The 25,783-nt window shown below is 66.7% G+C and carries 24 protein-coding genes; 18 read left to right on the plus strand and 6 right to left on the minus strand.

Going from position 1 to position 25,783, the window contains the following annotated elements; genetic code table 11:
- From asd to ispF, 15 genes are all read left to right on the plus strand, one after another.
- Window positions 1-1,116: an aspartate-semialdehyde dehydrogenase gene (gene asd, locus A3Q7_RS0100995; protein ID WP_018409981.1), complete on the plus strand. Its 1,116-nt coding sequence runs from the start codon at window positions 1-3 to the stop codon at window positions 1,114-1,116.
- A 142-nt stretch (window positions 1,117-1,258) separates the two neighbouring features.
- Window positions 1,259-4,093 carry a FimV/HubP family polar landmark protein gene (locus tag A3Q7_RS0101000; protein ID WP_018409982.1) on the plus strand — a complete coding sequence of 945 codons (2,835 nt, stop codon included), beginning with the start codon at window positions 1,259-1,261 and terminating at the stop codon, window positions 4,091-4,093.
- 147 nt (window positions 4,094-4,240) lie between these two features.
- The gene (locus tag A3Q7_RS0101005; protein WP_018409983.1) at window positions 4,241-4,855 is read left to right on the plus strand and encodes a hypothetical protein; all 615 of its coding nucleotides are present in this window, start codon (window positions 4,241-4,243) and stop codon (window positions 4,853-4,855) included.
- A complete protein-coding gene (gene truA / locus A3Q7_RS0101010; protein ID WP_232417762.1) occupies window positions 4,852-5,673 on the plus strand; it encodes a tRNA pseudouridine(38-40) synthase TruA in 822 nt (273 codons plus the stop codon). Before A3Q7_RS0101005 ends, truA begins: the two co-directional genes overlap by 4 nt.
- A 14-nt stretch (window positions 5,674-5,687) precedes the next feature.
- Window positions 5,688-6,323, plus strand: a complete 636-nt coding sequence (locus A3Q7_RS0101015; protein ID WP_026224349.1) for a phosphoribosylanthranilate isomerase — start codon at window positions 5,688-5,690, stop codon at window positions 6,321-6,323.
- Window positions 6,298-7,530 (plus strand): tryptophan synthase subunit beta, encoded by a 1,233-nt coding sequence (gene trpB, locus A3Q7_RS0101020; protein WP_018409986.1) that lies wholly within the window; start codon window positions 6,298-6,300, stop codon window positions 7,528-7,530. The genes A3Q7_RS0101015 and trpB overlap by 26 nt, the downstream gene beginning before the upstream one ends.
- A gap of 63 nt (window positions 7,531-7,593) precedes the next feature.
- Window positions 7,594-8,406: a tryptophan synthase subunit alpha gene (gene trpA / locus A3Q7_RS0101025; RefSeq protein ID WP_018409987.1), complete on the plus strand. Its 813-nt coding sequence runs from the start codon at window positions 7,594-7,596 to the stop codon at window positions 8,404-8,406.
- Window positions 8,403-9,272 (plus strand): acetyl-CoA carboxylase, carboxyltransferase subunit beta, encoded by an 870-nt coding sequence (gene accD, locus A3Q7_RS0101030; RefSeq protein ID WP_018409988.1) that lies wholly within the window; start codon window positions 8,403-8,405, stop codon window positions 9,270-9,272. The genes trpA and accD overlap by 4 nt, the downstream gene beginning before the upstream one ends.
- Before the next feature lie 55 nt (window positions 9,273-9,327).
- On the plus strand, window positions 9,328-10,644 hold the full coding sequence (gene folC, locus A3Q7_RS0101035) for a bifunctional tetrahydrofolate synthase/dihydrofolate synthase (protein ID WP_018409989.1): 1,317 nt from the start codon (window positions 9,328-9,330) through the stop codon (window positions 10,642-10,644).
- A 24-nt stretch (window positions 10,645-10,668) separates the two neighbouring features.
- Window positions 10,669-11,463, plus strand: coding sequence for an SPOR domain-containing protein (locus A3Q7_RS0101040; protein WP_018409990.1), 795 nt, complete (start codon window positions 10,669-10,671; stop codon window positions 11,461-11,463).
- Window positions 11,460-11,954: a CvpA family protein gene (locus A3Q7_RS0101045; protein WP_018409991.1), complete on the plus strand. Its 495-nt coding sequence runs from the start codon at window positions 11,460-11,462 to the stop codon at window positions 11,952-11,954. The genes A3Q7_RS0101040 and A3Q7_RS0101045 overlap by 4 nt, the downstream gene beginning before the upstream one ends.
- A gap of 5 nt (window positions 11,955-11,959) precedes the next feature.
- Window positions 11,960-13,489, plus strand: coding sequence for an amidophosphoribosyltransferase (purF, locus tag A3Q7_RS0101050; protein ID WP_018409992.1), 1,530 nt, complete (start codon window positions 11,960-11,962; stop codon window positions 13,487-13,489).
- 243 nt (window positions 13,490-13,732) lie between these two features.
- Window positions 13,733-14,929, plus strand: a complete 1,197-nt coding sequence (locus A3Q7_RS0101055) for an O-succinylhomoserine sulfhydrylase (RefSeq protein ID WP_026224351.1) — start codon at window positions 13,733-13,735, stop codon at window positions 14,927-14,929.
- Window positions 14,930-15,036: 107 nt separating this feature from the next.
- Window positions 15,037-15,732, plus strand: coding sequence for a 2-C-methyl-D-erythritol 4-phosphate cytidylyltransferase (gene ispD, locus A3Q7_RS0101060; RefSeq protein WP_026224352.1), 696 nt, complete (start codon window positions 15,037-15,039; stop codon window positions 15,730-15,732).
- Window positions 15,729-16,220: a 2-C-methyl-D-erythritol 2,4-cyclodiphosphate synthase gene (gene ispF / locus A3Q7_RS0101065; protein ID WP_018409995.1), complete on the plus strand. Its 492-nt coding sequence runs from the start codon at window positions 15,729-15,731 to the stop codon at window positions 16,218-16,220. The genes ispD and ispF overlap by 4 nt, the downstream gene beginning before the upstream one ends.
- 81 nt (window positions 16,221-16,301) lie before the next feature.
- On the opposite strand, the gene A3Q7_RS0101070 is transcribed toward ispF, so the two are convergent.
- From A3Q7_RS0101070 to A3Q7_RS0101095, 6 genes are all read right to left on the minus strand, one after another.
- The gene (locus tag A3Q7_RS0101070; protein WP_018409996.1) at window positions 16,302-16,964 is read right to left on the minus strand and encodes a glycine zipper family protein; all 663 of its coding nucleotides are present in this window, start codon (window positions 16,962-16,964) and stop codon (window positions 16,302-16,304) included.
- Window positions 16,965-16,977: 13 nt separating this feature from the next.
- A complete protein-coding gene (locus A3Q7_RS0101075) occupies window positions 16,978-17,391 on the minus strand; it encodes a hypothetical protein (RefSeq protein WP_026224353.1) in 414 nt (137 codons plus the stop codon).
- A gap of 225 nt (window positions 17,392-17,616) precedes the next feature.
- Entirely contained in the window at window positions 17,617-18,645 is a 1,029-nt protein-coding gene (gene mltB, locus A3Q7_RS0101080) for a lytic murein transglycosylase B (protein ID WP_018409998.1), read from the minus strand.
- A complete protein-coding gene (locus A3Q7_RS0101085) occupies window positions 18,642-20,627 on the minus strand; it encodes a transglutaminase TgpA family protein (RefSeq protein WP_018409999.1) in 1,986 nt (661 codons plus the stop codon). Before A3Q7_RS0101085 ends, mltB begins: the two co-directional genes overlap by 4 nt.
- Window positions 20,624-21,577 (minus strand): DUF58 domain-containing protein, encoded by a 954-nt coding sequence (locus A3Q7_RS0101090; RefSeq protein ID WP_018410000.1) that lies wholly within the window; start codon window positions 21,575-21,577, stop codon window positions 20,624-20,626. The genes A3Q7_RS0101085 and A3Q7_RS0101090 overlap by 4 nt, the downstream gene beginning before the upstream one ends.
- Window positions 21,577-22,491: an AAA family ATPase gene (locus tag A3Q7_RS0101095; protein ID WP_018410001.1), complete on the minus strand. Its 915-nt coding sequence runs from the start codon at window positions 22,489-22,491 to the stop codon at window positions 21,577-21,579. Before A3Q7_RS0101095 ends, A3Q7_RS0101090 begins: the two co-directional genes overlap by 1 nt.
- A 188-nt stretch (window positions 22,492-22,679) precedes the next feature.
- On the opposite strand from A3Q7_RS0101095, the gene A3Q7_RS0101100 reads away from it, so the two are divergent.
- From A3Q7_RS0101100 to bamC, 3 genes are all read left to right on the plus strand, one after another.
- On the plus strand, window positions 22,680-23,558 hold the full coding sequence (locus A3Q7_RS0101100; RefSeq protein ID WP_051079101.1) for a histone deacetylase family protein: 879 nt from the start codon (window positions 22,680-22,682) through the stop codon (window positions 23,556-23,558).
- 114 nt (window positions 23,559-23,672) lie between these two features.
- Complete coding sequence (gene dapA / locus A3Q7_RS0101105) at window positions 23,673-24,551, plus strand: 4-hydroxy-tetrahydrodipicolinate synthase (protein ID WP_018410003.1); 879 nt, start codon at window positions 23,673-23,675, stop codon at window positions 24,549-24,551.
- 22 nt (window positions 24,552-24,573) lie between these two features.
- Window positions 24,574-25,734, plus strand: coding sequence for an outer membrane protein assembly factor BamC (gene bamC, locus A3Q7_RS0101110; RefSeq protein ID WP_018410004.1), 1,161 nt, complete (start codon window positions 24,574-24,576; stop codon window positions 25,732-25,734).
- Window positions 25,735-25,783 lie beyond the last annotated feature (49 nt).

The raw sequence follows: 25,783 nt of genomic DNA on the forward strand, positions 1-25,783 counted from the left end.
ATGTTGAAGCTCGGTATGGTGGGTTGGCGCGGCATGGTGGGCTCGGTGCTCATGCAGCGCATGCGCGAGGAAAACGACTTTTCGCTGGTGGAACCGGTGTTCTTCACCACCTCCAGCATCGGTGCCGCAGGTCCGGACGTGGGGCAGGGCAGTGCGCCGCTGCTGGATGCGTCTGACGTCGCGCAGCTCGCGAAGATGGATGCCATCATCACCTGCCAGGGCGGCGACTACACCAACGAGGTGTACCCGAAGCTGCGCGCCGCCGGCTGGAAGGGCTACTGGATCGATGCCGCGTCCGCGCTGCGCATGAAGGACGACGCCCTCATCATTCTCGACCCGGTCAACCTCGACGTGATCAAGGACGGCCTGACGCGCGGCGTGAAGGACTACATCGGTGGCAACTGCACGGTGAGCCTCATGCTGATGGGCGTCGGCGCGCTGTTCTCCGCAGGTCTGGTCGAATGGATGAGCGCCATGACCTATCAGGCGGCATCCGGCGCGGGCGCGCAGAACATGCGCGAGCTGCTGAGCCAGATGGGCACGCTGCACGAGGCGGCGGAACCCATGCTGAAGGACAGCGCCTCGGCCATTCTCGATATCGATCGTGCGGTCACCGCAAGCCTGCGCGATGCCGCTTTCCCTAAGTCGCACTTCGGGGTGCCGCTGGCCGGTTCGCTCATCCCGTACATCGACAAGGAACTGGATAGCGGCCAGAGCAAGGAAGAGTGGAAGGGGCAGGCGGAAACCAACAAGATACTGGGCCACTCCGGCGCCGACCTGGTGCCCATCGACGGCATCTGCGTGCGCGTCGGTGCCATGCGCTGCCATTCGCAGGCGCTCACCATCAAGTTGAAGCGCGATGTGCCGTTGGACGAGATCGAAAGCATGATCCGCGAAGCCAATGCCTGGGTGAAGTTCGTGCCCAACCATCGCGAGGACAGCATGCGCGACCTGACGCCGGCGGCGGTCAGCGGTTCGCTGACCATTCCGGTCGGTCGCGTACGCAAGCTCAACATGGGTCCGGAGTTCCTCGCGGCCTTCACCTGCGGCGACCAACTGCTGTGGGGTGCCGCCGAACCGCTACGCCGCATGCTGCGCATCCTGGTCGAGCGCTGAGTGCCGTCAGCGACATATCGCCTTCGTCATGGGGGGTGTGTCGTAACAGACAGTTTCGCAAACTTAAGCGACGGTTGAGCTTGCAGGGCTAAGACCATGATGTTATTTTGAGAATCGGGTTTTAGCGCGCGAGGAAAACGCGGTGCGTCATAGCGATAAAAAACATTCAATCCGCCTGCTGACTGCACTGCTGTCGGCACTGCCGCTGTCGGCCGGCGCAGCCGGCCTGGGCAAGCTCACCGTTCAGTCCGCCATCGGCCAGCCTCTGCGGGCCGAAGTCGAGTTGTCCGCCTCGCCGGACGAACTGTCTTCGATGTCCGCCAAACTGGCGTCCCCCAATGCCTTCAAGCAGGCCGGCGTCGAGTTCGCATCCAGCCTCGCTGGCGTGCGCATCAGCGTGGACAAGCGTGGCGCCCGCCCGGTGCTCGTGGTGACCAGCGACCGCGTGGTGAACGAACCCTATCTCGACATGCTGATCGAGTTGAGCTGGTCGTCCGGTCGCCTGGTCCGCGAGTACACCTTCCTGCTCGATCCGGTCGATATGCCGCGTCCGGCCCCGGTCGAGCCGGTCGCCGTGCCCGGCGGCGAGGCACCGCGCGCGGCCGCGCGTGCGCCGTCGGCCGCTCCGGCGGCCTCCCGTCCGGCATCGTCCGACGGTGTCTATGAAGTGCGCCGCGGCGACACGCTGCGCAAGATCGCCAGCGAACATGCGGTCGATGGCGTCAGCCTGGACCAGATGCTGGTTGCGCTGGTGCGTCAGAATCCCGAAGCGTTCGAGAATGGCAACATGAACCGGATGCGTGCCGGTCGCATCCTCACCCTGCCCGATGCGGCAGCCGCGGAATCGGTGTCGCCGCAGGAGGCGCGCCGCATCGTCGCGGCACAGACCGCCGATTTCAATGCCTATCGCGCCCGCCTTGCGGGCGCGGCCACCGAATCCTCGTCGGACGAAGGGGCTTCCCGCAGCTCGGGCGGTCGTATCGAGACGCGCGTGGAGGACAAAGCGCCGGCCGCTCCCTCCGGTGATCAGGTCAAGGTGTCGAAGTCGGCTGCCGCGAGCGACGGGCGCATCAGCGCGCTGGAAGAGGAAGTGGTTGCCAAGGACAGGGCGTTGAAGGAGGCCAACAACCGGCTGGCCGAGCTGGAGAAGAATGTTCGCGATCTGCAGAAGCTGGTCGAACTGAAGAATTCGCAGATGGCGGAGGCGCAGCAGAAGGCTGCTCCGCCGCCGGTCGCTGTTCCGGCACCCGCACCCGCACCCGCCGCGCAGGCTGCCGACGAGAAGCCGGCCGCAAAATCGGAGGACAAGCCGGTTCCAGACCTGATTGCGATGGCGGATGACAAGGAGGCGCCCAAACCGCCGGCCGAAGAGCCCAAGGTCGAACCGCCCCCACCGCCTGTGGACGTTGCACCGCCGCCTGCGGACGTCGCGCCGCCGCCGCCGGCAGCGTCCGATGTGGAGCCGGAGGCGGCCGAAGAGGCTGCGAGCCCGCTCAGCGATCCGCTGACGCTGGCCGGTCTGGGCGCAATCGCGCTCCTGCTGCTGGGCTATCTTGGCTATCGCCGCAAGAAGTCGGCGCCGGCAGCGCAGGACATCGCACCGCCATCGACAACCTCGGGAATGGGTAGCGAACCGGTGGTATCGACCTCGGTCATCGGTGCCACGGGCGGCGGGCAGAGCGTGGATACCAGCGCCAGTTCCATCCAGACCGACTTCAGCCAGTCCTCACTGTCTTCCATCGATGCCGATGAAGGTGTGGATCCGGTTGCCGAGGCGGACGTGTACATGGCTTACGGACGTGACGCGCAGGCCGAGGAAATCCTGCTCGAAGCGCTCAAGAACGAGCCCGGACGCCATGCCATCCATCTGAAGCTGCTCGAGATCTATGCGCAGCGCAAGGCGACGAAGCCGTTCGAATCGCTGGCGGGCGAACTGTACGCCCACACCGGTGGCAAGGGGGCAGATTGGGAGAAGGCCGCACAGCTCGGGCGCGCGCTCGATCCGTCGAACCCGCTCTATGGCGGTGCGCAGGCCGAGCCGGAGCCGTCGTCCTCCGATCTCGCGGCGGCGACTGCGGCGACCGTCGTGGTTTCCGGGGCGGACAAGCTGCGCGATACATGGACCTTGCCGGGAGATATCGGACAACTGGTCAGTGGGGATGCGCCGGAAGAGAACCAGAGCACCGTCACGCTGCAGCCGGACGAAGTGCCTGATGTGTCGGTTGCAGCCGCGGAATCCCCGTCCAGCCTGGACTTCGACCTTGATCTGCCCGCGGCCGGCGAGCCGGCGCAGGTGCCTTCTGTCGGTGCCGCCACCACGCTGACCAAGCCGGGCGAGGAATCGGAAGGTGATTCCTCGCTGGATTTCGATCTCGGACTGGATTTCACGTCGGACAAGCCGGCTGCCGAGAACGTCAGTACGGTCGTGCTCGAGAAGAATGTGGCGGATACCGCGGAAGGCATGGCGACGCAGGACGACGCACCCGCCTTCGATCTGGATCTGTCCCTGCCTGCGGACGAGCCGGCGCAGGATGCCAACGCGGTGGTCGACCTCGAACGTACCGACGTCGGAAACCTGATCGACTTCAACTTCGATGCGACCGATGCCCCGGCTGCGGCGCCGCCGTCCGACCCCGTGATTGACCTCTCCGACATCAATCTCGATCTTGGCACCGATCCTTCCACGCTGGCGACCGACGTCGTCGGCGATGTGGGCAAGGCGCTGGATACGCCATCGGATATCGAGGAGCTCCCTCCTTCGGCGGTGTCCACGGTGATCAATCCCGAGGACATGCTGGGAGGCGAAGAGCCGCCCCAGACCGCGGCGGAAGAGGCGGAAACCAAGCTGGAACTTGCGCGCGCCTATGAGGAAATGGGTGACAAGGAAGGCGCGCGCGAACTGCTGCAGGAGGTCATCCGGGAAGGTACGCCCGAGCAGCAGGGCGCAGCCAACGACATGCTGTCCCGTCTGGTCTAGGCCGTTTGTGCCCGGGGCCCAGCGGGCGCGGAGGCTGCAGTCCGCTGCTGCGGGCAACCGGGATCGGCAAAGCCGGCGCGAGCCGGCTTTTTCGTTTTCGCACACCGGCCGTAACACGGGATTGGTTTCAACACGGGGGCGACAGTCTTGATTCAGCTGCATCCGGCGACCTGGATCGCCCTCTGGTTGTGCTGGCTGGGTGCCGGGCAAGGGGGAGGATGGGTTGCCCAGGGCGCATGGGCCGGCGTCAGCCTTCTGCTTGCGTTCCCCCTGGCCGGAAAGCGTGTTCTGCGGCTGCTGCGCAGGCTGCGCTGGCTGTTCGTGGCCATCGTGATCACCCTGGGCTGGGGCACGCCGGGTCGTCTGCTGGTACCCGATCTGTCCATGGGCCCGACGCTTGAGGGGATGCGAGAGGCCGGGCGCGCCTCGCTGCATCTTGCCGCCATGGCTGCCTGCGTCGCCGTGCTGATGCAGGCCATGCCCCTGCCGCGCCTCGCCGGCGGTCTGCATCGCCTGCTCAATCCACTGGGCGACGTGGCGCCCGGGCCCGACAGTTTTGCACTGCGCCTGCAACTGGTGCTCGCGGAGATCGAGACCGCACCGCACCGTCGCGGCTGGCGGGAGTGGCTGGGCCCGGCGCAGGCGGGCGACGCCCCACCGGTGCGCGTGGAACACTGTCCTCCCTTGCGCAGGGCGGATCATCTTGTGCTGTGCTGCGGGCTGTTCGCGCTCGTGGTCTGGATCGGGCTGCGTGCGGCATGACGACTTCTTCCATGAGCGAGTTGCGCAGGGTCGCCCTTGCCGTGGAGTACAACGGATCGACCTTCCGTGGCTGGCAGTCGCAGGCCGGTGGAGGCACGGTACAGGATGTACTCGAGCAGGCGCTGACCGGCATTGCGGCGCATCCGGTGCGCGTGCAGGCATCGGGACGCACGGATACCGGTGTGCATGCCACCACGCAGATCGTGCATTTCGATACCTCTGCGCGACGGACGGACAGCGCCTGGGTACGCGGATGCAATGCGTTGCTGCCGCCGGGCGTAGCGGTGCGCTGGGCCTGTCCGGTGGCGGCGGAATTCAATGCGCGGTTCTCGGCGCGCTCGCGCAGCTATCGCTACGTGCTGTACAACCATCCGGTCCGGCCCGCGCTCGCGGCCGGACTGACCGGATGGTTTCATCGGCCGCTTGATGTGGCGGAAATGTCCCGCGCGGCCAGCGTGCTCGTGGGCGAGCACGATTTCTCGGCCTTCCGTTCTTCCGAATGCCAGGCGAAAAGTCCGGTGCGTGTCATGCACAGTCTCTCGCTGTATCGTTCGGGCGACTGGATCACCGTCGATCTGTGCGCGAACGCTTTCCTGCACCACATGGTCAGGAATATTGTCGGCGCGCTGGTCGATGTAGGCTGCGGTCGGCAGCCGACCGACTGGCTCGAGCATCTGCTGCAGGCAGGGGACCGCCGCCTCGCCTCGCCCACTTTTTCGCCGGCCGGCCTCTACCTGGTCGGCGTGGGCTACGATGCGGCATGGGGGCTGCCGGAAGACGGTCTTTACAAGTTGCCGCCGGTTGGCCCACGTGAGTGAAGGATGGAGTTCAGGTGCGCAGAACCCGAATCAAGATATGCGGCTTCACCCGTGACGCCGATCTCGATGCAGCGCTGGCTCTCGGTGTGGATGCCGTGGGTTTCGTGCTGTATCCGCCGAGCCCGCGCGCGGTGACACCGGAACGTGCGGCCGAACTCGCGTGTCGCGTGCCGCCCTTCGTCACGCGGGTCGGTCTGTTCGTCAACGAGGACGCCGAAATCGTTGCACGCAGCGCCCGCGAGGCGTCGCTCGACCTGCTGCAGTTCCATGGCGACGAGAGCCCGGAGTACTGCGAACGCTTCGGTCTCCCCTGGATCAAAGCGGTCCGGGTGAGGCCGGAAACGGATTTGCTAGAATGCGCGTCTCGTTTCCGCTCGGCGCGGGCACTGTTGCTCGACGCGTGGTCGGAAGCCTGGGGCGGATCCGGCAGACAATTCGACTGGAACCTGATTCCGGCTTCGCTGCCGCTGCCGGTCATCCTGTCCGGCGGCCTGTCGCCGGACAATGTGGCCGATGCCATCGCGCGCATCCGACCGGTGGCGGTCGATGTGAGCAGCGGAGTCGAATCGGCCAAGGGCATCAAGGACGCAGCCAGGGTGGCCGCGTTCATCCAAGGAGTGGAGCATGGGGAAGCAAGATCTGCCGGCTGACGTTGCGAAGTCCAGTTACAACTATCCGGATGCGCTCGGACATTTCGGCCCGTATGGCGGCACTTTCGTCGCGGAAACCCTGATTGCCGCGCTGGACGAGCTGCGTGCCGCCTACGAAAGCCTGAAGGACGATCCCGCCTTCCGTGCCGAATATGAATATGAACTGAAGCACTACGTCGGCCGTCCCAGCCCGGTCTATCACGCGAAGCGCCTGTCCGAGCACTGCGGCGGCGCGCAGATCTACCTCAAGCGGGAAGACCTCAACCACACCGGCGCGCACAAGATCAACAATGTGATCGGTCAGGCCATGGTGGCCAAGCACATGGGCAAGCCGCGAGTGATCGCGGAAACCGGTGCCGGCCAGCATGGCGTCGCATCGGCCACCATTGCCGCCCGGCTCGGCATGGAATGCGTGGTGTACATGGGCAGTGAGGACGTGAAGCGACAGGCCGCCAACGTCTATCGCATGAAGTTGCTGGGTGCCACCGTGGTGCCGGTCGAATGCGGCTCCAAGACCTTGAAGGATGCGCTGAACGAAGCGATGCGCGACTGGGTGACGAATGTCGCCAACACCTTCTACATCATCGGTACCGTGGCCGGTCCGCATCCCTATCCGATGATGGTGCGCGATTTCCAGAAGATCATCGGCGAAGAGTGCCTGTGGCAGATGCCGGAAATGATCCAGCGTCAGCCCGATGCGGTGATCGCCTGCGTCGGTGGCGGCTCCAACGCGATGGGCATTTTCTATCCCTACATTCCTTATCCGAATGTGCGCCTGATCGGCGTCGAAGCCGGCGGCCACGGACTGGCCACTGGCATGCATTCGGCCTCGCTCACCGCCGGCCGTCCGGGCGTGCTGCACGGCAACCGCACCTATCTGCTGCAGGACGAGAACGGCCAGATCATCGAAACGCATTCGGTATCGGCCGGTCTGGACTATCCCGGCGTGGGTCCGGAACACGCCTGGCTGAAGGATTCAGGCCGCGCCGAATACGTGGCCATCAATGACGACGAAGCGCTCGCGGCCTTCCATCGCATGTGCCGCACGGAAGGCATCATTCCGGCGCTCGAGTCGTCGCATGCCGTGGCCTATGCGATGAAGCTGGCGGCCACCATGCCGAAGGACGCGGCCATCCTGGTGAACCTGTCCGGTCGTGGTGACAAGGACATGCACACCGTCGCCGAGAAATCCGGCATCAAGTTCTGACGCAGTCCCACCAACCTGTTGCCGGTCGGGACGCGCGAGCGGTCCGGCCGGCGGTTTTCATCCATGTCCCGAATCGCTTCCGTCCTGTCTTCCCTCGAATCGTCCGGCCGCAAGGCCCTGATACCGTTCGTCACCGCAGGCGATCCCGATCCTTCGCTCACTGTGCCGCTGATGCATGCGCTGGTCGAGGCGGGTGCCGACATCATCGAACTGGGCGTGCCGTTTTCCGATCCGATGGCCGATGGCCCGACCATACAGCGTTCGTCCGAGCGCGCACTGGCCAGGAAGGTATCGCTGCGCAGCGTCATTGCTGCGGTGTCGGAGTTCCGTCGCAGCAATACCGGAACCCCGGTGGTCCTGATGGGCTATGCCAACCCGATCGAGGCAATGGGCGTCGATGCCTTCGCCGACGCGGCATCCGCAGCCGGTACGGATGGCGTACTGGTGGTCGACTATCCGCCGGAAGAATCGCACGACTTCGCTGCACGGGTGCGTAGCGCGGGCATGGACGTCATTTTCCTGATCGCGCCCACCTCGACCGAAACGCGTATCCGTGCCGTCGGCGAGATCGGCAGCGGCTACATCTACTATGTGTCGCTCAAGGGCGTGACCGGCGCCGGACACCTCGACGTGAGCGAGGTGGCGCGCCGGATTCCGGATATTCGCAAGGCGGTCGGCCTGCCGGTTGGCGTCGGTTTCGGCATACGGGATGGGGCATCGGCGCGCGCGCTGTCCGCGGTCGCCGACGGCGTGGTGATCGGCAGCCGCATCATCGAAGAAATAGAGAACAGTCCGCAGGATGAGGTGCTGGCTCGCGTCAAGGCGCTGGTCGGCGGCATCCGTCAGGCGATGGACAGCAGGGAGGCCTCGACATGAGCTGGTTGCAGAAACTTCTTCCGCCCAAGATCAACCGCAGCGAGGCGGCCGGGCGCAAATCGGTGCCGGAAGGCCTGTGGTCCAAATGTCCCGCCTGCGAAGCGGTGCTCTACACGGCCGACCTCGCGGCCAATCAGAATGTGTGCCCGAAGTGCAATCACCATTCACGCATGCGTGCGCGTGCGCGGCTCGATGGCCTGCTGGACCGCGAGGGTCGGTTCGAGATCGGCAACGAAGTCATGCCGGTCGATCCCTTGAAGTTCCGCGACAGCAAGCGTTACGCCGACCGCCTGAATGCGGCGGCCGATGACACGGGCGAGGGCGATGCACTGGTCGTGATGCAGGGTGCGATCAAGACGGTACCGGTGGTGGTGGCCTGTTTCGAATTCGAATTCCTTGGCGGATCCATGGGCTCGGTGGTCGGCGAGCGCTTCGTGCGCGGCGTGCGGCTGGCCGTGGAGCAGCGCCTGCCCTTCGTGTGCATCGCCGCCAGCGGCGGTGCGCGCATGCAGGAGGGCCTGTTTTCACTGATGCAGATGGCCAAGACCACCGCCGCGCTGACCCAGCTTTCGGCGCACAAGCTGCCCTTCATTTCAGTGCTCACGGATCCCACCATGGGCGGCGTATCCGCCAGTTTCGCCTTCATGGGCGATGTCGTGATCGCCGAACCGGGGGCGCTCATCGGTTTTGCCGGCCCGCGCGTGATTGAACAGACCGTGCGCGAGAAGCTGCCGGAGGGCTTCCAGCGCGCCGAGTTCCTGCTCGAGAAAGGAGCTGTGGACATGATCGTCGACCGCCGTGAAATGCCGGAGCGCATCGCCGGCCTGCTGGCCGCGCTGCAGCGCATGCCTGCGCTGGCAAGCTGAGCGCGCTTGACCTAATATCCGCGTCCCCGCCCATTACCAGGCCTCAACAGCCACCATGTATTCGACGCTGCCCGAGTGGCTGAGCCATCTCGAAAGCCTCCATCCGAAGGCCATACAGCTTGGGCTGGACCGCGTGCTGAGCGTCAAGCAGGCACTTGGCGTGGTTCAGAAGGTGCCGCTGTTCATCGTCGGCGGCACCAATGGCAAAGGGTCGACCTGTGCCATGCTGGAGCGCATCCTGCGCTGCGCCGGCTATCGCGTCGGCACCTATACGTCGCCGCATCTGCTGTCCTACAACGAACGCGTGCGCATCAATGGCGAACCGGCCAGCGATGAAGCCCTCTGCGCCGGGTTTTCCGAAGTGGAGCAGGCACGGGGCGATACCGCGCTGACCTATTTCGAGTTCGGCACCCTGGGCGCCTGGCAGGTGTTCGAACGTGCCAATCTGGATGTGATCGTGATGGAGGTCGGCCTGGGCGGACGGCTCGATGCCGTGAATGCGTTCGACGCCGATTGCGCCATCATCACCAGTGTCGACCTTGATCACATGGAGTATCTCGGCGATACGCGCGAACTGATCGGCCGCGAGAAGGCGGGCATCTTCCGTGCGGGCCGACCGGCCATCGTCGGTGATCCGGTACCGCCGCAGACAGTCATCGATTACGCGTTGTCCATCGGCGCCGAACTGAAGATTTCCGGTCGCGATTTCGGCTTTGCCGGCGACCGTCAGCAATGGGGCTACTGGCGCCGTGAGGACGACCGCCTGGTCAAACGGGGGGGGCTCGCCTATCCGGCGCTGCGCGGCGCCAACCAGCTGCTCAATGCGTCGGCCGTCATGACCGCGCTCGACACGCTGTCGGATCGCATCCCGGTATCGCTCGGCGACATCCGGCTGGGGCTTGCGACGGTCGAGCTGCCCGGCCGCTTCCAGGTGATGCCGGGCCGACCGGCCGTCATTTTCGATGTCGCGCACAACCCCCATGCCGCATCGGTTCTCAACGAGAACCTGTCCAGCATGGGCTTCTTTCCGGAAACCTGGGCGGTCATGGGCATGTTGCGCGACAAGGACATCGCTGGCGTGCTGCAGCGGCTGAAGGGGCGGGTGGATCACTGGATGCTGTGCGATCTCGGCGGGCCGCGCGGTACTGCGGCAAGCGATATCGCGGCGATGATCGCCGAGTCCGGCATTCCGGGAAGCGTGGCCTGTCATGCCAGTCCGGTCGACGCCTGGCGTGCGACCCGGGCGCGTGCCGGGGCGGATGATAGAATCGTCGTGTTCGGATCATTCCTGACGGTTGCCGAAGTGATGGCCGATTATTCACGCACACCGCGTACCGTCGAGGGCGACGCGACCCCGCCCGCCCAGGGTTGATCCATCCGCAGGATTTCCGCCGCCTTGGCTTCAACCGATTCCGATCTGCAGACCGACCTTCGCAAGCGGGCGCGACGCCGCCTGCTTGGTGCGATCGCCCTGGCGCTGACTGCGGCCATCGTTCTGCCCGTCGTGATGGATCACGAACCGCGTCCTCCCGCGCAGGACATTTCGGTACGCATTCCACCACGCGAGTCCCTGCCGCCACTGGCGTCGCCCGCCCGCGTGGAACCGGACGAACCCGACGAACCGGCACTGCTGCCGCCGCCCGATTCCGAACCGGCGAGCGGTTCGCGTGCCGTGTCGCCCTCTCCCGGCGCGGATGGCGTGAAGCAGGTTCCGCCAGCGCCCGTGGCACCGCGATCCGAACCGGTGAAGCCGGATGGGGCCAGGACCGATGGGGCCAGGACCGATTCCGTCCGCCCGGCGCCGGGCAAAGCGGATCCCGCCCGCAGCGAAGCGGCCAGACCGGCGGCCGTCGCCAGACCGGATAACGCGAAGCCAGGCGCGGCGCGGCCCGAAACGCCCAGACCCGCCGCGAACGGCGCTGAAGCGGCGCGTGCCACCGCGGCACTCGAAGACCGGAGCAGCTTTGCGCTGCAACTTGGCGTGTTCAGTGATGCAGCCAATGTCGCCAAACTGCGCGCGCGCGCAAAGGATCTTGGTTATTCGAGCTTCACCGAAGAGGTCAAGCTGGCCGATGGACAGTCGCGCACGCGAGTGAAGGTCGGGCCTTTCCCGAATCGCGCGGCGGCCGAAGCCGCCCAGCGCAAGCTGGAAGCGGCTGGCCTGCGTTCCATGCTGTCGCCCCGGCCATGACGGTTCTGGACTACCTGCTGATCGCCATCATCCTGCTATCGACGGTGGTCGGCATCGCGCGTGGCCTGGTCAGCGAGGTGATCGCCCTGGCCGCCTGGATACTGGCCTTCATTGTTGCCCGGCAGTTCGGGGGGCATGCGGCGATGCTGCTCACCGGCTTCATGACCGACCCCGGCCTTCTTGCAATCGCCGGTTTCGCCCTGACCTTCATCCTTGTGCTTTTCCTGTGCGGTGTGCTGCGCTGGCTCATGAGATCGCTCATCCAGGCCACCGGACTGGACATTCCCGACCGCGTGCTCGGAGGACTTTTCGGTCTTGCGCGCGCCGGACTTATACTGATGCTCTTCGTGGTCGGAGCGGCCCATACTCCTGCGCCGGAACAGGCGTGGTGGAAGGCGTCCGCGCTCACCCCTCCGCTGGAAACGGCCGCCCTGGCGATCAAGCCCTGGCTGCCGGACACGGTGGCGAAAAAGATTCGTTTTAAGGCCTGACCATCATGTGCGGAATCCTCGGCGTCGTTGCCACCTCTCCCGTCAACCAGCTTCTGTACGACGGATTGCTCGTGCTGCAGCACCGCGGGCAGGATGCCGCGGGCATTGCCACTGCGCAGGGACAGAAGTTCCACATGCACAAGGGGTCGGGCCTGGTACGCGATGCCTTCCGCACGCGCAACATGCGCAATCTGCAGGGCAACTGGGGCATCGCGCATGTGCGCTACCCGACGGCGGGATCCGCCTACAACGCCGCCGAGGCGCAGCCCTTCTACGTGAATTCGCCGTTCGGCATCATGCTCGCGCACAACGGCAACCTGACCAATTCGGATGAACTGAAGTCCGACATGTTCCGCACCGATCTGCGGCACATCAACACCACCAGCGATTCCGAAGTGCTGCTGAACGTGCTGGCGCATGAAATGATGCAGTCGCTGCGCGAGCGCCCGACCTTCGATCACGAAACCGTGTTCCGCGCGGTGGCCGGTGTGCATAGGCGCTGTCGCGGCGCCTATGCGGTGGTGGCCATGATTGCGGGCTTCGGGCTGCTCGCGTTTCGCGATCCGTACGGCATCCGACCGCTGGTGATCGGCAGCCACGAGACGGCCAATGGTACGGAATGGCTGGTGGCGTCCGAAAGTGTGGCGCTCGATACCCTGGGTTTCAAGCTGATGCGCGACATCGCGCCGGGCGAAGCGGTGCTGATTTCGCCGGAAGGCGATGTCCGTTCGCAACAGTGCGCCGACAGTCCGACCTATGCGCCCTGCCTGTTCGAATACGTCTATCTGGCGCGTCCCGATTCGCTGATGGATGGCGTGTCGGTATACGAATCCCGCGTCAAGATGGGCGAGTTCCTGGCGCAGAAGATCCTGCGCGACCACGCCGACCTGAAGATCGACGCGGTCATCCCCATCCCGGATTCCAGCCGTCCTTCGGCAATGGAACTGGCCCGCGTGCTGGACGTGCCGTATCGCGAAGGTTTCGTGAAGAACCGCTACATCGGTCGCACCTTCATCATGCCCGGCCAGGCGGTACGCAGGAAATCGGTACGTCAGAAGCTGAATGCGATATCGCAGGAGTTCAAGGGCAAGGCGGTGCTGCTGGTGGACGATTCCATCGTGCGCGGCACCACCAGCCAGGAAATCGTCGCCATGGCGCGCGAAGCGGGGGCGACCCGGGTGTATTTCGCGTCGGCGGCCCCTCCGGTGCGTTATGCCAATGTATATGGCATCGACATGCCGACGCGGGACGAACTGATCGCAGCCAATCGCAGCGACGAGGAAATCCGGCTTGCCATCGGTGCCGATGCGCTGATCTACCAGTCGCTCGACATGCTCAAGGCATCGGTCACCGCCTGCAATCCGTCGATCGAGAGCTTCGAAACCTCGTGTTTCGATGGCTGCTACATCACCGGCGACGTGACGGCGGCCTATCTCGACGGCGTGGAAAGCCAGCGCAAGGGCGCGCCCAAGATGTCGGACGAGGAAGGCGGGCAGCTCGACCTGAATCTGATCGCCAGCGAGGAGAACGCTTGACCGCGCGGGCGCCACAGCGCTAAGGTTGCAGATACGCGCCGATTTGATCCAGCTTGCGGGCGCGCGGACCTGGCGGCACCCGCTGCCGTCTGGTCCGGACAAATACGGCTAAAGCGGCGAAACGACAGCATCTTGCGGAAACCCGTTTTGCCTCCGAGGCGGAACGGGTTTTTTCGTTTGCGCCTCACGCTTTCCTGAATCGTTTCCGCATCGGCGGCCTGCGGGCCGATGGAGCCTTCCAGCATGAGCAGTTCAGCACGCACACCTTTCGATCCTTCCGCCTACGAAACGGAAACGCTGGCGGTACGCGCCGGCATAGAGCGCAGCCAGTTCGGTGAACATGGCGAGGCGCTGTTCCTGACCTCCAGCTTCGTGTTCGACTCGGCCGCCGAGGCGGCGGCGCGCTTTTCCGGCCAGTCGCCCGGCAATGTCTATGCGCGTTTCACCAACCCCACCGTCACCATGCTGCAGGACAGGCTGGCCGCACTCGAGGGGGCGGAGGCCTGCATCGCCACCAGTTCCGGCATGTCGGCCATCCTGTCCACGCTGATGGCGCTGCTCAGGAGCGGCGACCACATCATCGCCTCGCGCGGCATCTTCGGTTCGACCCAGCAATTGTTCTCGACCTATTTCGAGAAGTTCGGCGTCAGCACCACGCTGGTCGAGGCGACCAATATCCAGGCCTATCGCGATGCGGTGCAAGCGAACACGCGGCTGTTCTTCATCGAGACGCCGTCCAATCCGCTGACCGAAGTGATCGATATCGCTGCGGTGGCCGAGGTGGCCCATGCGGCGGGTGCGCTGCTCGCGGTCGACAACTGCTTCTGTTCGCCTGCGCTGCAGAAGCCGATCGAACTGGGGGCCGACATCGTGATCCACTCGGCGACCAAATACCTCGACGGCCAGGGCCGCGTGCTGGGCGGCGCGGTGTGCGGCCGCAAGGCGGAAATGGACGAGGTGCTGCGCTTCCTGCGCACGGCCGGGCCTACGCTGTCGCCATTCAATGCGTGGATCATCCTGAAAGGGCTGGAAACGCTGTCCATCCGCATGCAGGCCCAGTCCGCCAATGCGCTGGAACTGGCACGCTGGCTGGAAGCGCAGTCCTGGGTGGCGCGCGTCTACTACCCCGGCCTGCCGTCGCATCCGCAGCACGACATCGCGATGCGCCAGCAGAAAAGCGGTGCCGCCGTGGTCGCCTTCGAGGTGAAGGGTGGCCGGGACGAAGCCTGGCGTCTGATCGACGCCACCCGCATGCTGTCCATCACGGCCAACCTGGGCGATACCAAGACCACCATCACGCATCCGGCCACCACCACGCACGGCCGGATATCGCAGGAGGCGCGCGATGCGTCCGGTATCCGCGACAGCCTCATCCGTCTCGCGGTCGGGCTGGAATCGGTGGAGGACATGAAGCGCGATCTCGCCCGGTGGAGGGCGTGATGCCGACCCGGCCCACCGCCCGACGCCTGGCGCCCTGCTGCCCGCAGCAGGGTGCGGGCGGGCAGCGGCACACGGCGGCCGTGCGTGTGCGCGGAAGCTGAGCCGCCATGCCCCGTCACATCGCCCTGGTCCCGGCGGCGGGTAGCGGCAGTCGCTTTGGTGCGCAGATGCCCAAGCAGTATCTGCCGCTCGCCGGCCGGCCGCTCATCCATCATGCGCTGGCCACGCTGTGTGCGCATCCGCGCATCGACCGCGTGGTGGTGGTGCTCGCGCCGGAAGACCTCTACTGGTCCGGGCATGACTGGTCCGCGCTCGGCTCCAGGCTCATGCCGGTGCATTGCGGTGGCGCCAGCCGGGCCGCCTCGGTGCGCAATGGCTTGTGGGAAATCGCCGGCTGGGCGCGGCCCGATGACTGGGTACTGGTGCATGACGCGGCGCGCCCCTGTCTGTCCGCCGGCATGCTCGACGCCCTGATCGATGCGCTGGATAACGATGACACCGGCGGTCTGCTGGCACAGCGGGTTGCCGACACACTCAAGCGCGCTGACGCGGCCGACCGGGTCGAGGCCACCGTCCCGCGCGACGGCATGTGGCAGGCGCAGACGCCGCAGATGTTCCGGCTGGCGCTGCTGGCGGACGCGCTCGACCGTTGCCCGGACGTGACCGACGAAGCTTCGGCGATCGAGGCCCTGGGTCTGAAGCCCCGACTGGTCGCCGCGGACGCCGCCAACCTCAAGGTGACCTGGCCGGAGGACATGCAACTGGCCGAACTGATACTGCGTACACGGGAGAACCGGACATGACGGCAGGGCCTTTCCGCATCGGCCAGGGTTTCGACGTGCATAAGCTGGTCGAGGGCCGCCGCTGCATCATCGGCGGCGTCGACATTCCGCACGACAAGGGTCTGCTCGGCCATTCGGACGCCGACGTGCTGTTGCACGCCATTACCGATGCACTGCTGGGTGCGGCCGGTCTGGGCGATATCGGCCGTCTGTTTCCGGACACCGATGCCGCCTATGCCGGCGCGGACAGCCGCGTGCTGCTGCGCGAAGCCGTGCATCGCGTCCGTGCCGCCGGCTGGCGCATCGGCAACATCGATGCGACGGTCATCTGCGAGCGGCCGAAAATCACGCCGCACGCGGCGCAGATGGTGGCGCACATCGCAGCCGATTGCCAGGTCGAACCGGGCGCCGTGAACGTGAAGGGAAAGACCTCGGAAAAGCTCGGATACACCGGTCGTGGCGAAGGCATCGCCGCGCAGGCAGTGGCGCTGCTGTACGCAGCGGACTGAACCTGCGCTCCGCGCCCTGCCTCCGGCCGGGTGTGACGATGCGCAGCCTCGGGCACCTTGCGCCGGGGCCGCACTGACCCCTCAGCGCAGGTCCGGGGGTGGCGCCGCGGGCACCACGCGCCAGCCTTCGCTGCAACTGTTCACATACGGGTAGTACTTGCGCGCCGACGCGCAGTAGTACCAACTGCCGCCGGCGTGGGTGGCGGGCGCTGCCGAGCCGGAAGGCGACGCCGCTGCAGGCGGCGGGGGCGGGTAGCTTGCTGACGGTGCAACCGTACTCGCCGCCTGCTGCTGCATCGTGCGGCGCGAGAACTGGCCGTAGGCCGGCACCTGCTGGCCCTTGGCATACATGCACTGGACGTAGGCATTGTCGTAGCGGCGTTGCGCCGACAGTCCGGTGTCCTGCGCGGCACCGGTGCCGATGGCGCTGCCCATGAGCAGACCTGTGCCGGCACCCACACCGGCGCCCTGATGCCCGCCGATCAATGCGCCGGCCGCGGCACCGACCACGGTGCCCACTGCGGCGCTGCGTACGCCGGCATCGGTCGATGCCGCGGCCGCGTCCCGGCCGCCGGTCTGCGCGCGCGCATAGTCACGGCACTCGGCATCGTCGTAACGGAATTGTTCGAAGCTCTTGCCACTGCCCGGCAAGGCCATCACGCTCGGGCCACCTGGTGCGCTGGCGCAGCCCGCCAGCACGAGCAGCGGCAGCGTCATCAGTGCGGCGGTGCGAATGCGGTTCATGATCGACTCCTTGTCAGCGCGGCGGTTGTGCCGCCACGGTCTGCCAGCCCTCCGGGCAGGCCCGTACATACGGGTAATAGCCATTGGACGACGGGCAGAAGTACCAGACATTGTTTGAGGGCGACACCGCGGGTGCCGGCGCACTGGCCACCGGCTCGCGTTCCACGTACACCGGCGGCGAACGTTCGATCACCACCTGCGGCGGCACATAGGCCGGTGCATACACCACCGGCGGCGGATAGTAATAGCGCGGCGGGCCGTACCAGGGGCCGTAGCCCGGTCCATAGCCGGGGCCGATCAGCACGCCGAATCCGATGTCGACATGCGGACGGCCGTGCCAGTGACCGGGATCCGCCCATGCGCCGCCGCTGGCCAGCAGACCGAGGCCGGTCGCCAGCAGGAGCGCGCGTGTTCTGTACTTGTTCATGAGGTGCCTTTCCGTACCGCGAAAGCCGCCGGTACACAGGCGATCATGGTGCGCCGCTGTCAATCGGCAGTAACGCAGGCGTATCCGGGTGTTGCAGCGCGGCGCCGCGTCGTCGTCCGGGCGCTCGACCGCCGGCACGGGCCGATCACCCGCGCATGCGGCCAGATCCACCGCGCGGCGTGCCAAGCGGCGGCGCGGCGGGCCCCCGGGCCGCGCCTGCTTCCGTCAGCCGGCGCGCAGCGCTTCGCCGAGCTGGAACACCGACATGGCGTAGAAATAGGACCGGTTGTAGCGGGTGATGGCGTAGAAATTGCGGAACCCGAGCCAGTATTCGGTCGGTGCGTCCGGCGTGACCAGATCGACCAGCGTGGCCGGTTTGGCGATCAAGGCCTCTTCGCGCAGCGGCCGGGCTCCGGCGGCGGCGGCCGTCGCCGCGTCGATCGACGGCTCGACACCGGCGGCCACCAGTGGCGCGGCCGCGCTGTCGTCGATCAGGATGCGCTGCGCCACCGGCTGTCCCGCCTCCCAGCCGTGGGCGCTCAGATAGGCGGCCACGCTGCCGATCGCATCCACCGGACTGTCGATCAGATCGCTGCGCCCGTCGCCATCGAAATCGACCGCGAAACGGCGCCAGCTGCTCGGCAGGAACTGCGGATAGCCGAGCGCGCCGGCGTAGGAGCCGCGAAAGTCGCCGGCACTGCGTCCCAGATCGCGCGCCAGCATGAACAGCTCCCCCAGTTCGCGCCGGAACAGTTCGGCGCGCGGCGGCCAGGTGAAGGCCAGTGTGGACAGTGCGTCCAGCAGCTCGAAATCGCCGGTGTGCCGGCCGTAGAGCGTTTCCACGCCGATGATGGCGGCGACGATTTCGCGCGGCACGCCGTACTGCGCTTCCGCCCGCTCGAAGGCCGATGCCCAGGCGGACAGGAAGTCCAGGCCGGCCCGGATGCGCACCGGCTCGACGAAGCGGCTGCGATAACGCGCCCACGATTTCACCGCCGGGCTGGAGGGCGGGCGGATGAGCTGTATCACCCTGGGCTGCAGCCGCACGTCGGTGAACTGCGCCAGCAAAGTGCCTTCGTCAAAACCCTGGGCGGCCGCGAGTTCGGCACAGAAGGCACGCACGTCGTCGCGCTCCGAGAACCGCTCGGGCGTCGAGCGCACGCGCGCCGGCAGCGCCGGCGACAGCAGCAGCGCGCCGGCAGCGATCAGGGCGCGGCGCCGCGAGGAAGAGGGGGGGATGATGGTATCGGTCATGTTCGTGTTCGATGTCGGCGCAAGCTTGCGGTCAGCGTCCTGATGTCGCGGGCAGCCGTGGCGGCATCGGCACCACCATAGCGTGCCGCCGCATACAGTGTAGCCGCAGCGTCCGCGATGCCGGCCAGTTCCGGGCGCTGGCGCGCGACGCGCGCGGCGTAATCGAGCGGCCCTTCCCAGTCCTCGCGTGGCAGTCCCGTGCGGGCCATCCGTTTGCCGAAGGTCCGCCATGCGCGCGCCAGAGGGTCTTCCCGCCGCTGCCGGCGCAGTGCCCACAGCGTGAGCACGATCGCAAACGCGGCGCACAGCGATGCCATCCATGCGGTGAGGGTCTGCCAGTCCGGCTGCTGCATGCCCATTCGCGCCAGCAGTTCACGCTGCTTCTGTTGGTCGTACGACAGTACCCATTGGTTCCACGCATTGTTCGCGGCGTCGAGGCGGTGGCGCAGCGCGCGCAGCCAGCCCGCATCGAGGCGTGCCGCGAAGGGGACCGGCTCCGACGAGGGCAGGGCGGCCAGGCCGCGTTCCACCCGCTCCGGCAGTATGGCGGCCGTGGGATCAACGCGTCGCCAGCCTTCTTCGGCCAGCCACACTTCGGCCCAGGCGTGCGCCTCGGACTGACGTACCACGATGAAATTGTCGACCGGATTGAGCTCACCGCCGAGATAGCCGGTCACCACGCGCGCCGGCACGCCGGCCGCCCGCATCAGGAACACGAAGGCGCCGGCATAGTGTTCGCAGAAGCCGCGACGCGTTTCGAACATGAACTGGTCCACCGCGTCGCTGCCCAGCAGCGGCGGCGTCAGGGTATAGACATAGGGTTCGCGCCGGAACAGGTGCAACGCGGCGGCCACCACCTCCGCGTCGCTGTCAGCCTGATCGCGCAGCGACTGTGCCAGCGCACGCGCACGTGGATTGCCGGACGCCGGCAACTGGCGCGCCGCCTTCAGCCAGCCTGACCATTCGTCGCGGCCGGGACGGGCCGAGGTGACCGATTCGAAGCGGTCGCGTCGCCGGTCGCGCACGACGTCGCGCCGCACGACCTGCCAGTCGTCGGTGATGCGTGCGTCCGCCGGCAGCGCGGCCACGCTTTCCAGCGCGAACAACCAGGGCTTGCCATGCGGCTCCAGGGTGATTTCATAGGCGGTCCGAGTGCCTTCGAGCGACCCTGGCAGGGCGCGTCCCACCTGGCGCGCGCTCGCGCCCTGGCGCCACACGCGCCCGTCGAAATCGGTGAGCACCGGCCCGCGCCAGTAGAGCTCGCGCCGCGCCGGCAGCGCGCCATCGAAGCGCGCGCGGAAGGCGATCTCGCCGGACAGGCTGAGCTGCGATATCGAACCCGGCTCCATGCTATCCGACAGACCGGAACGTGCACCGTGCGCATCCACCGGCAGTCCCCACAGCGGTCCGGGCACGCGCGGGAACAGCACGAACAGCACCAGCATGAAGGGGGTGGCCTGCAGCAGCATGAAGGCGGATCGCCGCAGCAGCGCACCCACTGCCGCCGGTGGGCCGGTGAGCGCGATCAGCGCGGCGGTGATGACCACCATGGAGCCGAACAGCAGCACCGCGATGGCGGGTTCCTGCGAATCGAGAAAGGCGGCCAGCAGCATGAAATAGCCGAGCAGCACGACGGTGTGGCCGTCGCGCACGCTGCGCAGTTCGTGCAGCTTGAGCACCAGCAGCAGCGTCAGCAGCGCCACACCGGGTTCGCGTCCGAACAGACGGCCGAAGCTCAGCGCCACGCCGGCGCAGCAGGCGATCACGACCAGTATCTTCACTGCGCGGCTGGCACCGGGCCAGCCGAGATGCCACTGCGCAAGACGCCAGATGAACAGCAGCAGCGCGACCGCATCGAGCCAGGGTGGCAGGTATTCCGCGTGCGGTGCGAGTGCGCATGCCGCGACCGCCATCAACCATGCCACGCGTGCGCGGCCGAGCGCTTCGTCCTTCGTTGCGCGCGGGCGCAGCAGCTGCATCATGACGGCAGACCGTACAGCGCGAGGCGGCGCAGCGCCTCGTCGCGCTGGGCGGGGCCGGCGGCCGGTGCCAGCCCCTGACCCGGCAGCGCGAGCCCGTACTGCAGACCGGCCACGTCGGCATCAAGCACCCAGCCGGTGAGCCGGGCGATGCGCTGTTCCGGCGCAAGATCGGCCGGCAGGCGCTCGAAATCCAGCCACAATTCGCCGCCGCCGCGGCCTTCGAACTGTTTGGTCAGCAGCGGCGCATCGGGCGCGCGCGCCCAGGCCTTCCACGCGACATGGCGCGGCGAGTCGGCGGCGCGATGGTCGCGCAGCCCGAAGAACTCGTCCAGCCCGTCGCCACCCGCCCGGTCGCCCACAAGCCCGGCGTCGGCCGGCGGCAGCGCCGGACGACGCACCTCCGGCGACGGCCACACCAGACAGCGCCGTCGCGGCTGCGCATAAGACCAGGCGCGTATCAGTCCGAGCGGATAGCGGGTTTCCAGGCGCACCCGGCCGGGCGCGAGCCAGCCACGCCGTTGAGTCGGCAGCAGCAGTTCAGCGGTGCGCCTTTCGCCCGGCGCGATATCCACCATCACCGGCGGCGCGCCAGGCATGCTCAGCATGATGGCGGCGCGCGGCCGCGACTCCGGATTGCCCAGTGCGATCACGATGCGCGCCGGCTGGCCGGCGAACACCGGCTGCGGAGGCAATTCGTCCAGTTCCAGCGCGAGCAGGTTGCGGAAGGTGTGCAGCAGCGCCACCTGACCCAGGCCGGCCAGCATGAACACCAGCGCGAATCCCAGACTCAGCGAATAGTTGATCGCGGTGAGCAGCATGGCGACCAGCGCGCAGCCCCATACCAGGCCGACCGCGGTCGGCAGTACGAAGATGCGGCGCCGGTCCAGCGTCAGCGGCAGCTCGGGCGGGCCGCCGAGCGAAGCCAGCCAGCGGCGGAGGGCTTCGCGCATCAGTGCGGCAGCGGCACGGCCTGAATCAGCGCGCGTGCGGCGTCTTCGGCGGGGGCCGGTTCGAGCAGCGGCAGACGGTGCAGCGCAACCGCCGGCAGCACACTCTGGATGTCTTCCGGCAGCACATGGGCGCGCCCCGCGATCAGTGCATGGGCCCGCGCCGCAGCCAGCAGTGCGAGACCGGCGCGCGGGCTCAGCCCGAGCCGGTAGTGGCCGCTGCTGCGCGTGTGGATGATCAGCGCCTGCACGTAGTCGATCAGTGCATCGGCCACATGCAATGACGCAGCCTGCTGCCTCCACCGCGTCAGCAGCGCCGCGTCGGCCACCGGCGCCAGATCGGCCAGCAGGCTGCGGCGGTCGCGACCGGTCAGCAAGGCGCGTTCGGCGGCCGGGTCGGGATAGCCCATGGTGATGCGCATGGTGAAGCGGTCGAGCTGGGATTCGGGCAGCGGGAAGGTGCCGATCTGGCTTGCCGGATTCTGCGTCGCGATGACGAAAAACGGCTCGGGCAGGGCACGCGTTTCGCCGTCGACGCTCACCTGGTGTTCCTCCATCGCCTCCAGCAGCGCACTCTGGGTGCGCGGCGTGGCGCGGTTCACCTCGTCTGCCAGCAGTACCTGGGTGAATACCGGGCCGGGGTGGAAGCGGAAGCCGCCGGTGTCGCGCTCGAACACGGATACGCCCAGAATGTCCGCCGGCAGCAGATCGCTGGTGAACTGCACGCGCCGGAAATCCAGTCCGAACAGTCGGGCCATCACGTGCGCCAGCGTGGTCTTGCCGGTGCCGGGTACATCCTCGATCAGAAGGTGGCCGCCGGCGATCATGCAGGCGAGCGCAAGTTCGAGTCGGTCGCGCTTGCCGAGGATGAGGGCGGACGCCGCGTCGACCAGGCCGCGGGGTGTGGATGGGATCATGTCTTGAGCTGGGTTAAGGTGTAGCGGGATAATCGGCGCGATAGTGACAATCTGGAATCGTGATCACAAGCAGCGGATGGCGGACAACGAGCAGTTCCGGCATACCGGGCGGACCGGACAGCAGGGAGAGAGGAGACCATGCGGTGACAACCGCATACATAACACACCGCGACTGCGCGCTGCACGACATGGGCCCGCATCACCCCGAGTGCCCGCAACGGCTCGCCGCGATACAGGACAGGCTGATCGCCAGCGGGCTGGACGCCTATCTGTCCCACCACGACGCACCGGTGGCGGATATCGACATGCTGTCGCGCGCCCATTCGCCGGAGTACCTGCGACAGATTTTCGATTCGGTGCCGGGTTCCGGCATCGTGCATCTCGACCCGGATACCGCGATGTGCCCCAATTCGCTGCGTGCCGCGTTGCGCGCGGCCGGCGCTGGCGTGCACGCCACCGATCTGGTGATGGCGGGCGCGGTCAGCAGCGCATTCTGTGCCGTGCGCCCGCCCGGACATCATGCGGAGTACGCCCGCGCGATGGGCTTCTGCTTCTTCAACAACGTGGTGGTTGCAGCGCGTCACGCGCTGGAGAAGCACGGGCTGGAGCGCGTGGCCATCATTGATTTCGATGTGCATCACGGAAATGGCACCGAGAACATCGTCGCCCACGACAGCCGTATCCTGATGGTCAGCATTTTCCAGCACCCCTTCTATCCATACAGCGGTGCCGAGCCACTGGCCGACAATCTGTGCAATGTGCCGCTGCCGGCCGGCACCCGCGGCGAGGGCTTCCGCGAGGTGGTCAGTTCGCGCTGGCTGCCTCGGCTGGAGGCTTTTGCGCCGCAGATGCTGTTCATTTCAGCCGGCTTCGACGCCCACTACGAGGACGACATGGCGTCTCTGGGACTGGTCGAAGCCGACTATGCCTGGGTGAGCCAGGAGCTGATGAAGATCGCGCACCGCCACGCCAAAGGGCGGGTCGTGTCCATGCTGGAAGGCGGCTACGCCCTGTCGGCCCTGGGTCGCAGCGCGGTCGAGCACATCCGCGCGCTGGCCGAACTTTGACGCGTTGCCGGCCGGTATCGCTTCATTACACCTCTTAACATCGCATGGCTGTTGGGCGGATGGTGACGCTCCGGTAGAATCCCGGGTTTCCCAGCCGAAGCCCCTGTTTCATTCATGATTACCGGATCGCTCGTCGCCATCGTCACCCCCATGCACGAGGATGGCTGTCTTGACCTTGCCAGCCTGCGTCGCCTGATCGATTTCCACATTGCCGAAGGCACCGACGGCATCGTCATCGTCGGCACCACCGGTGAATCGCCCACCGTCGATTACGACGAGCACTGCGAACTGATCAAGGTGACGGTCGAGCACAGTGCCGGGCGCATTCCGGTGATCGCCGGTACCGGTGCCAATTCCACGCGAGAGGCGATCGAACTGGCGCGCTTTGCGAAGTCGGTCGGTGTCGATGCCTGCCTGTCGGTCGTGCCCTACTACAACAAGCCGACGCAGGAGGGGCTTTATCGCCACTTCCGCGCCCAGGCCGAGGCGGTCGACGTGCCCTTCATCCTGTACAACGTACCGGGTCGAACCGTGGCCGATCTGGCCAACGACACGACGATACGGCTGTCGGAAATCCCCAATATCGTCGGCATCAAGGACGCCACCGGCAATCTCGACCGGGCTGGTGAACTGGTGAATCGCGCGCCCGAAGGTTTCGCGCTGTACAGCGGCGATGACGCGTCTACGGCCGCCTTCATCCTGATGGGCGGCCATGGATCGATTTCGGTCACGGCCAATGTGGCACCGCGGCTGATGCACGAAATGAATGCTGCCGCGCTGGCCGCCGACGCGGTCAAGGCGCGCGCCATCAACGCCCGGCTGACCGGTCTGCACCGTCAGCTCTTCTGTGAAGCCAATCCCATCCCGGTGAAGTGGGCGGTGAACCAGATGGGCCTCTGTGGCCCGACGCTGCGTCTGCCGCTGACCGAACTGGCAGCGCAATACCATGAGCAGGTCCGTGCCGCGATGAAGCAGGCCGGCGTGCTCGCCTGAACGCCCCTTGGTGCACGTCCCGATGAATCTGCCGAAGTTGTCCGCGCTGTGCGTGGTACTGGTGAGCATGCTGACCGGCTGCTCGATGTTCGACCGGGTGATGGAATCCGGCAAGGTCGATTACAAGGCGCAGGCCAAGCGCGCGCCGCGCCTTGACCTGCCGCCGGATCTCACGCTCCCGACGCAGAGCGATCGCTACGCGGTGCCCGATTCGGGAGGGCGCGGTTCGGCCACCGCCTCGGCCTACAACGCCGACCGTGCTGCGGGCAATACGACGGTCAGCCCGCAGCAGGCCGGTGTGCTGCCCAAGGTGGACAACATGCGCATCGAGCGATCCGGCTCACAGCGCTGGCTGGTGGTCAACGCGACGCCTGACCAGTTGTGGCCGCAGGTGCGCGAATTCTGGCAGGAAACCGGCTTCCTGATCGACGTCGAACAGCCCGACGCCGGCGTCATGGAAACAGACTGGAACGAGAACCGCGCCAAGCTGCCCGATGACATCATCCGCAACACCATAGGCCGGCTGATCGATACGCTGTACTCGACGCCGGAGCGCGACAAGTACCGCACCCGGCTCGAGCCGGGTGCCGAGCCGGGCACCACCGAGATCTACATCAGCCATCGCGGGGTGGTCGAGGTATATGTGAACGAGCGCGGCGACAGCACCATGTGGCAGCCGCGTCCGCCCGATCCCGAACTGGAGGCGGAAATGCTGCGTCGCCTGATGGTCCGTCTGGGCGCCGACAACGAACGCGCCAAGGCGCAGGTGGCCGCGTCCGCCCAGCCGGCGGCAGAACGGGCGCGTCTGGTGTCGGCCGACAAGGGCAGTTCACTGCAGGTCGCCGAAGGCTTCGACCGCGCATGGCGACGCGTCGGTCTGGCGCTTGACCGGGTCGGCTTCACGGTCGAAGACCGCGACCGCTCGCAGGGCGTCTATTTCGTGCGCTATGTCGATCCCGAAGTCGACGCCACCGGCAAGAAGGACGGCGGCATCATATCCAAGCTGCTGTTCTTCCTGCCTGACGACAAGCCGGATCCCAAGGCCGGACAGAACCAGTACCGCGTGCTGGTCAAGGGCCAGGACAAGCAGAGCACGGTGCAGGTGCTGACGCGCGAAGGCGGCCAGGACGACAGCAAGACGGCGAAGCGCATCCTGACGCTGCTGTACGAACAGTTGCGCTGAGCATGACCGCGGCGCGGGGCATTTGCCGCTCCGCGCGGGTGCCGCAGCG

It is taken from the genome of Methyloversatilis thermotolerans (assembly GCF_000372885.1).
Lineage (GTDB): Bacteria > Pseudomonadota > Gammaproteobacteria > Burkholderiales > Rhodocyclaceae > Methyloversatilis > Methyloversatilis thermotolerans.

Excerpts from the sequence above, each read along its gene's own strand:
- asd (WP_018409981.1), top strand. The coding sequence starts at position 1 with ATGTTGAAGCTCGGTATGGTGGGTTGGCGCGGCATGGTGGGCTCGGTG.
- truA (WP_232417762.1), top strand. The coding sequence starts at position 4,852 with ATGACGACTTCTTCCATGAGCGAGTTGCGCAGGGTCGCCCTTGCCGTG.
- trpB (WP_018409986.1), top strand. The coding sequence starts at position 6,298 with ATGGGGAAGCAAGATCTGCCGGCTGACGTTGCGAAGTCCAGTTACAAC.
- trpA (WP_018409987.1), top strand. The coding sequence starts at position 7,594 with ATGTCCCGAATCGCTTCCGTCCTGTCTTCCCTCGAATCGTCCGGCCGC.
- accD (WP_018409988.1), top strand. The coding sequence starts at position 8,403 with ATGAGCTGGTTGCAGAAACTTCTTCCGCCCAAGATCAACCGCAGCGAG.
- folC (WP_018409989.1), top strand. The coding sequence starts at position 9,328 with ATGTATTCGACGCTGCCCGAGTGGCTGAGCCATCTCGAAAGCCTCCAT.
- A3Q7_RS0101045 (WP_018409991.1), top strand. The coding sequence starts at position 11,460 with ATGACGGTTCTGGACTACCTGCTGATCGCCATCATCCTGCTATCGACG.
- purF (WP_018409992.1), top strand. The coding sequence starts at position 11,960 with ATGTGCGGAATCCTCGGCGTCGTTGCCACCTCTCCCGTCAACCAGCTT.
- A3Q7_RS0101055 (WP_026224351.1), top strand. The coding sequence starts at position 13,733 with ATGAGCAGTTCAGCACGCACACCTTTCGATCCTTCCGCCTACGAAACG.
- ispD (WP_026224352.1), top strand. The coding sequence starts at position 15,037 with ATGCCCCGTCACATCGCCCTGGTCCCGGCGGCGGGTAGCGGCAGTCGC.
- ispF (WP_018409995.1), top strand. The coding sequence starts at position 15,729 with ATGACGGCAGGGCCTTTCCGCATCGGCCAGGGTTTCGACGTGCATAAG.
- A3Q7_RS0101070 (WP_018409996.1), bottom strand. The coding sequence starts at position 16,964 with ATGAACCGCATTCGCACCGCCGCACTGATGACGCTGCCGCTGCTCGTG.
- A3Q7_RS0101075 (WP_026224353.1), bottom strand. The coding sequence starts at position 17,391 with ATGAACAAGTACAGAACACGCGCGCTCCTGCTGGCGACCGGCCTCGGT.
- mltB (WP_018409998.1), bottom strand. The coding sequence starts at position 18,645 with ATGACCGATACCATCATCCCCCCCTCTTCCTCGCGGCGCCGCGCCCTG.
- A3Q7_RS0101085 (WP_018409999.1), bottom strand. The coding sequence starts at position 20,627 with ATGATGCAGCTGCTGCGCCCGCGCGCAACGAAGGACGAAGCGCTCGGC.
- A3Q7_RS0101090 (WP_018410000.1), bottom strand. The coding sequence starts at position 21,577 with ATGCGCGAAGCCCTCCGCCGCTGGCTGGCTTCGCTCGGCGGCCCGCCC.
- A3Q7_RS0101095 (WP_018410001.1), bottom strand. The coding sequence starts at position 22,491 with ATGATCCCATCCACACCCCGCGGCCTGGTCGACGCGGCGTCCGCCCTC.
- A3Q7_RS0101100 (WP_051079101.1), top strand. The coding sequence starts at position 22,680 with ATGGGCCCGCATCACCCCGAGTGCCCGCAACGGCTCGCCGCGATACAG.
- dapA (WP_018410003.1), top strand. The coding sequence starts at position 23,673 with ATGATTACCGGATCGCTCGTCGCCATCGTCACCCCCATGCACGAGGAT.
- bamC (WP_018410004.1), top strand. The coding sequence starts at position 24,574 with ATGAATCTGCCGAAGTTGTCCGCGCTGTGCGTGGTACTGGTGAGCATG.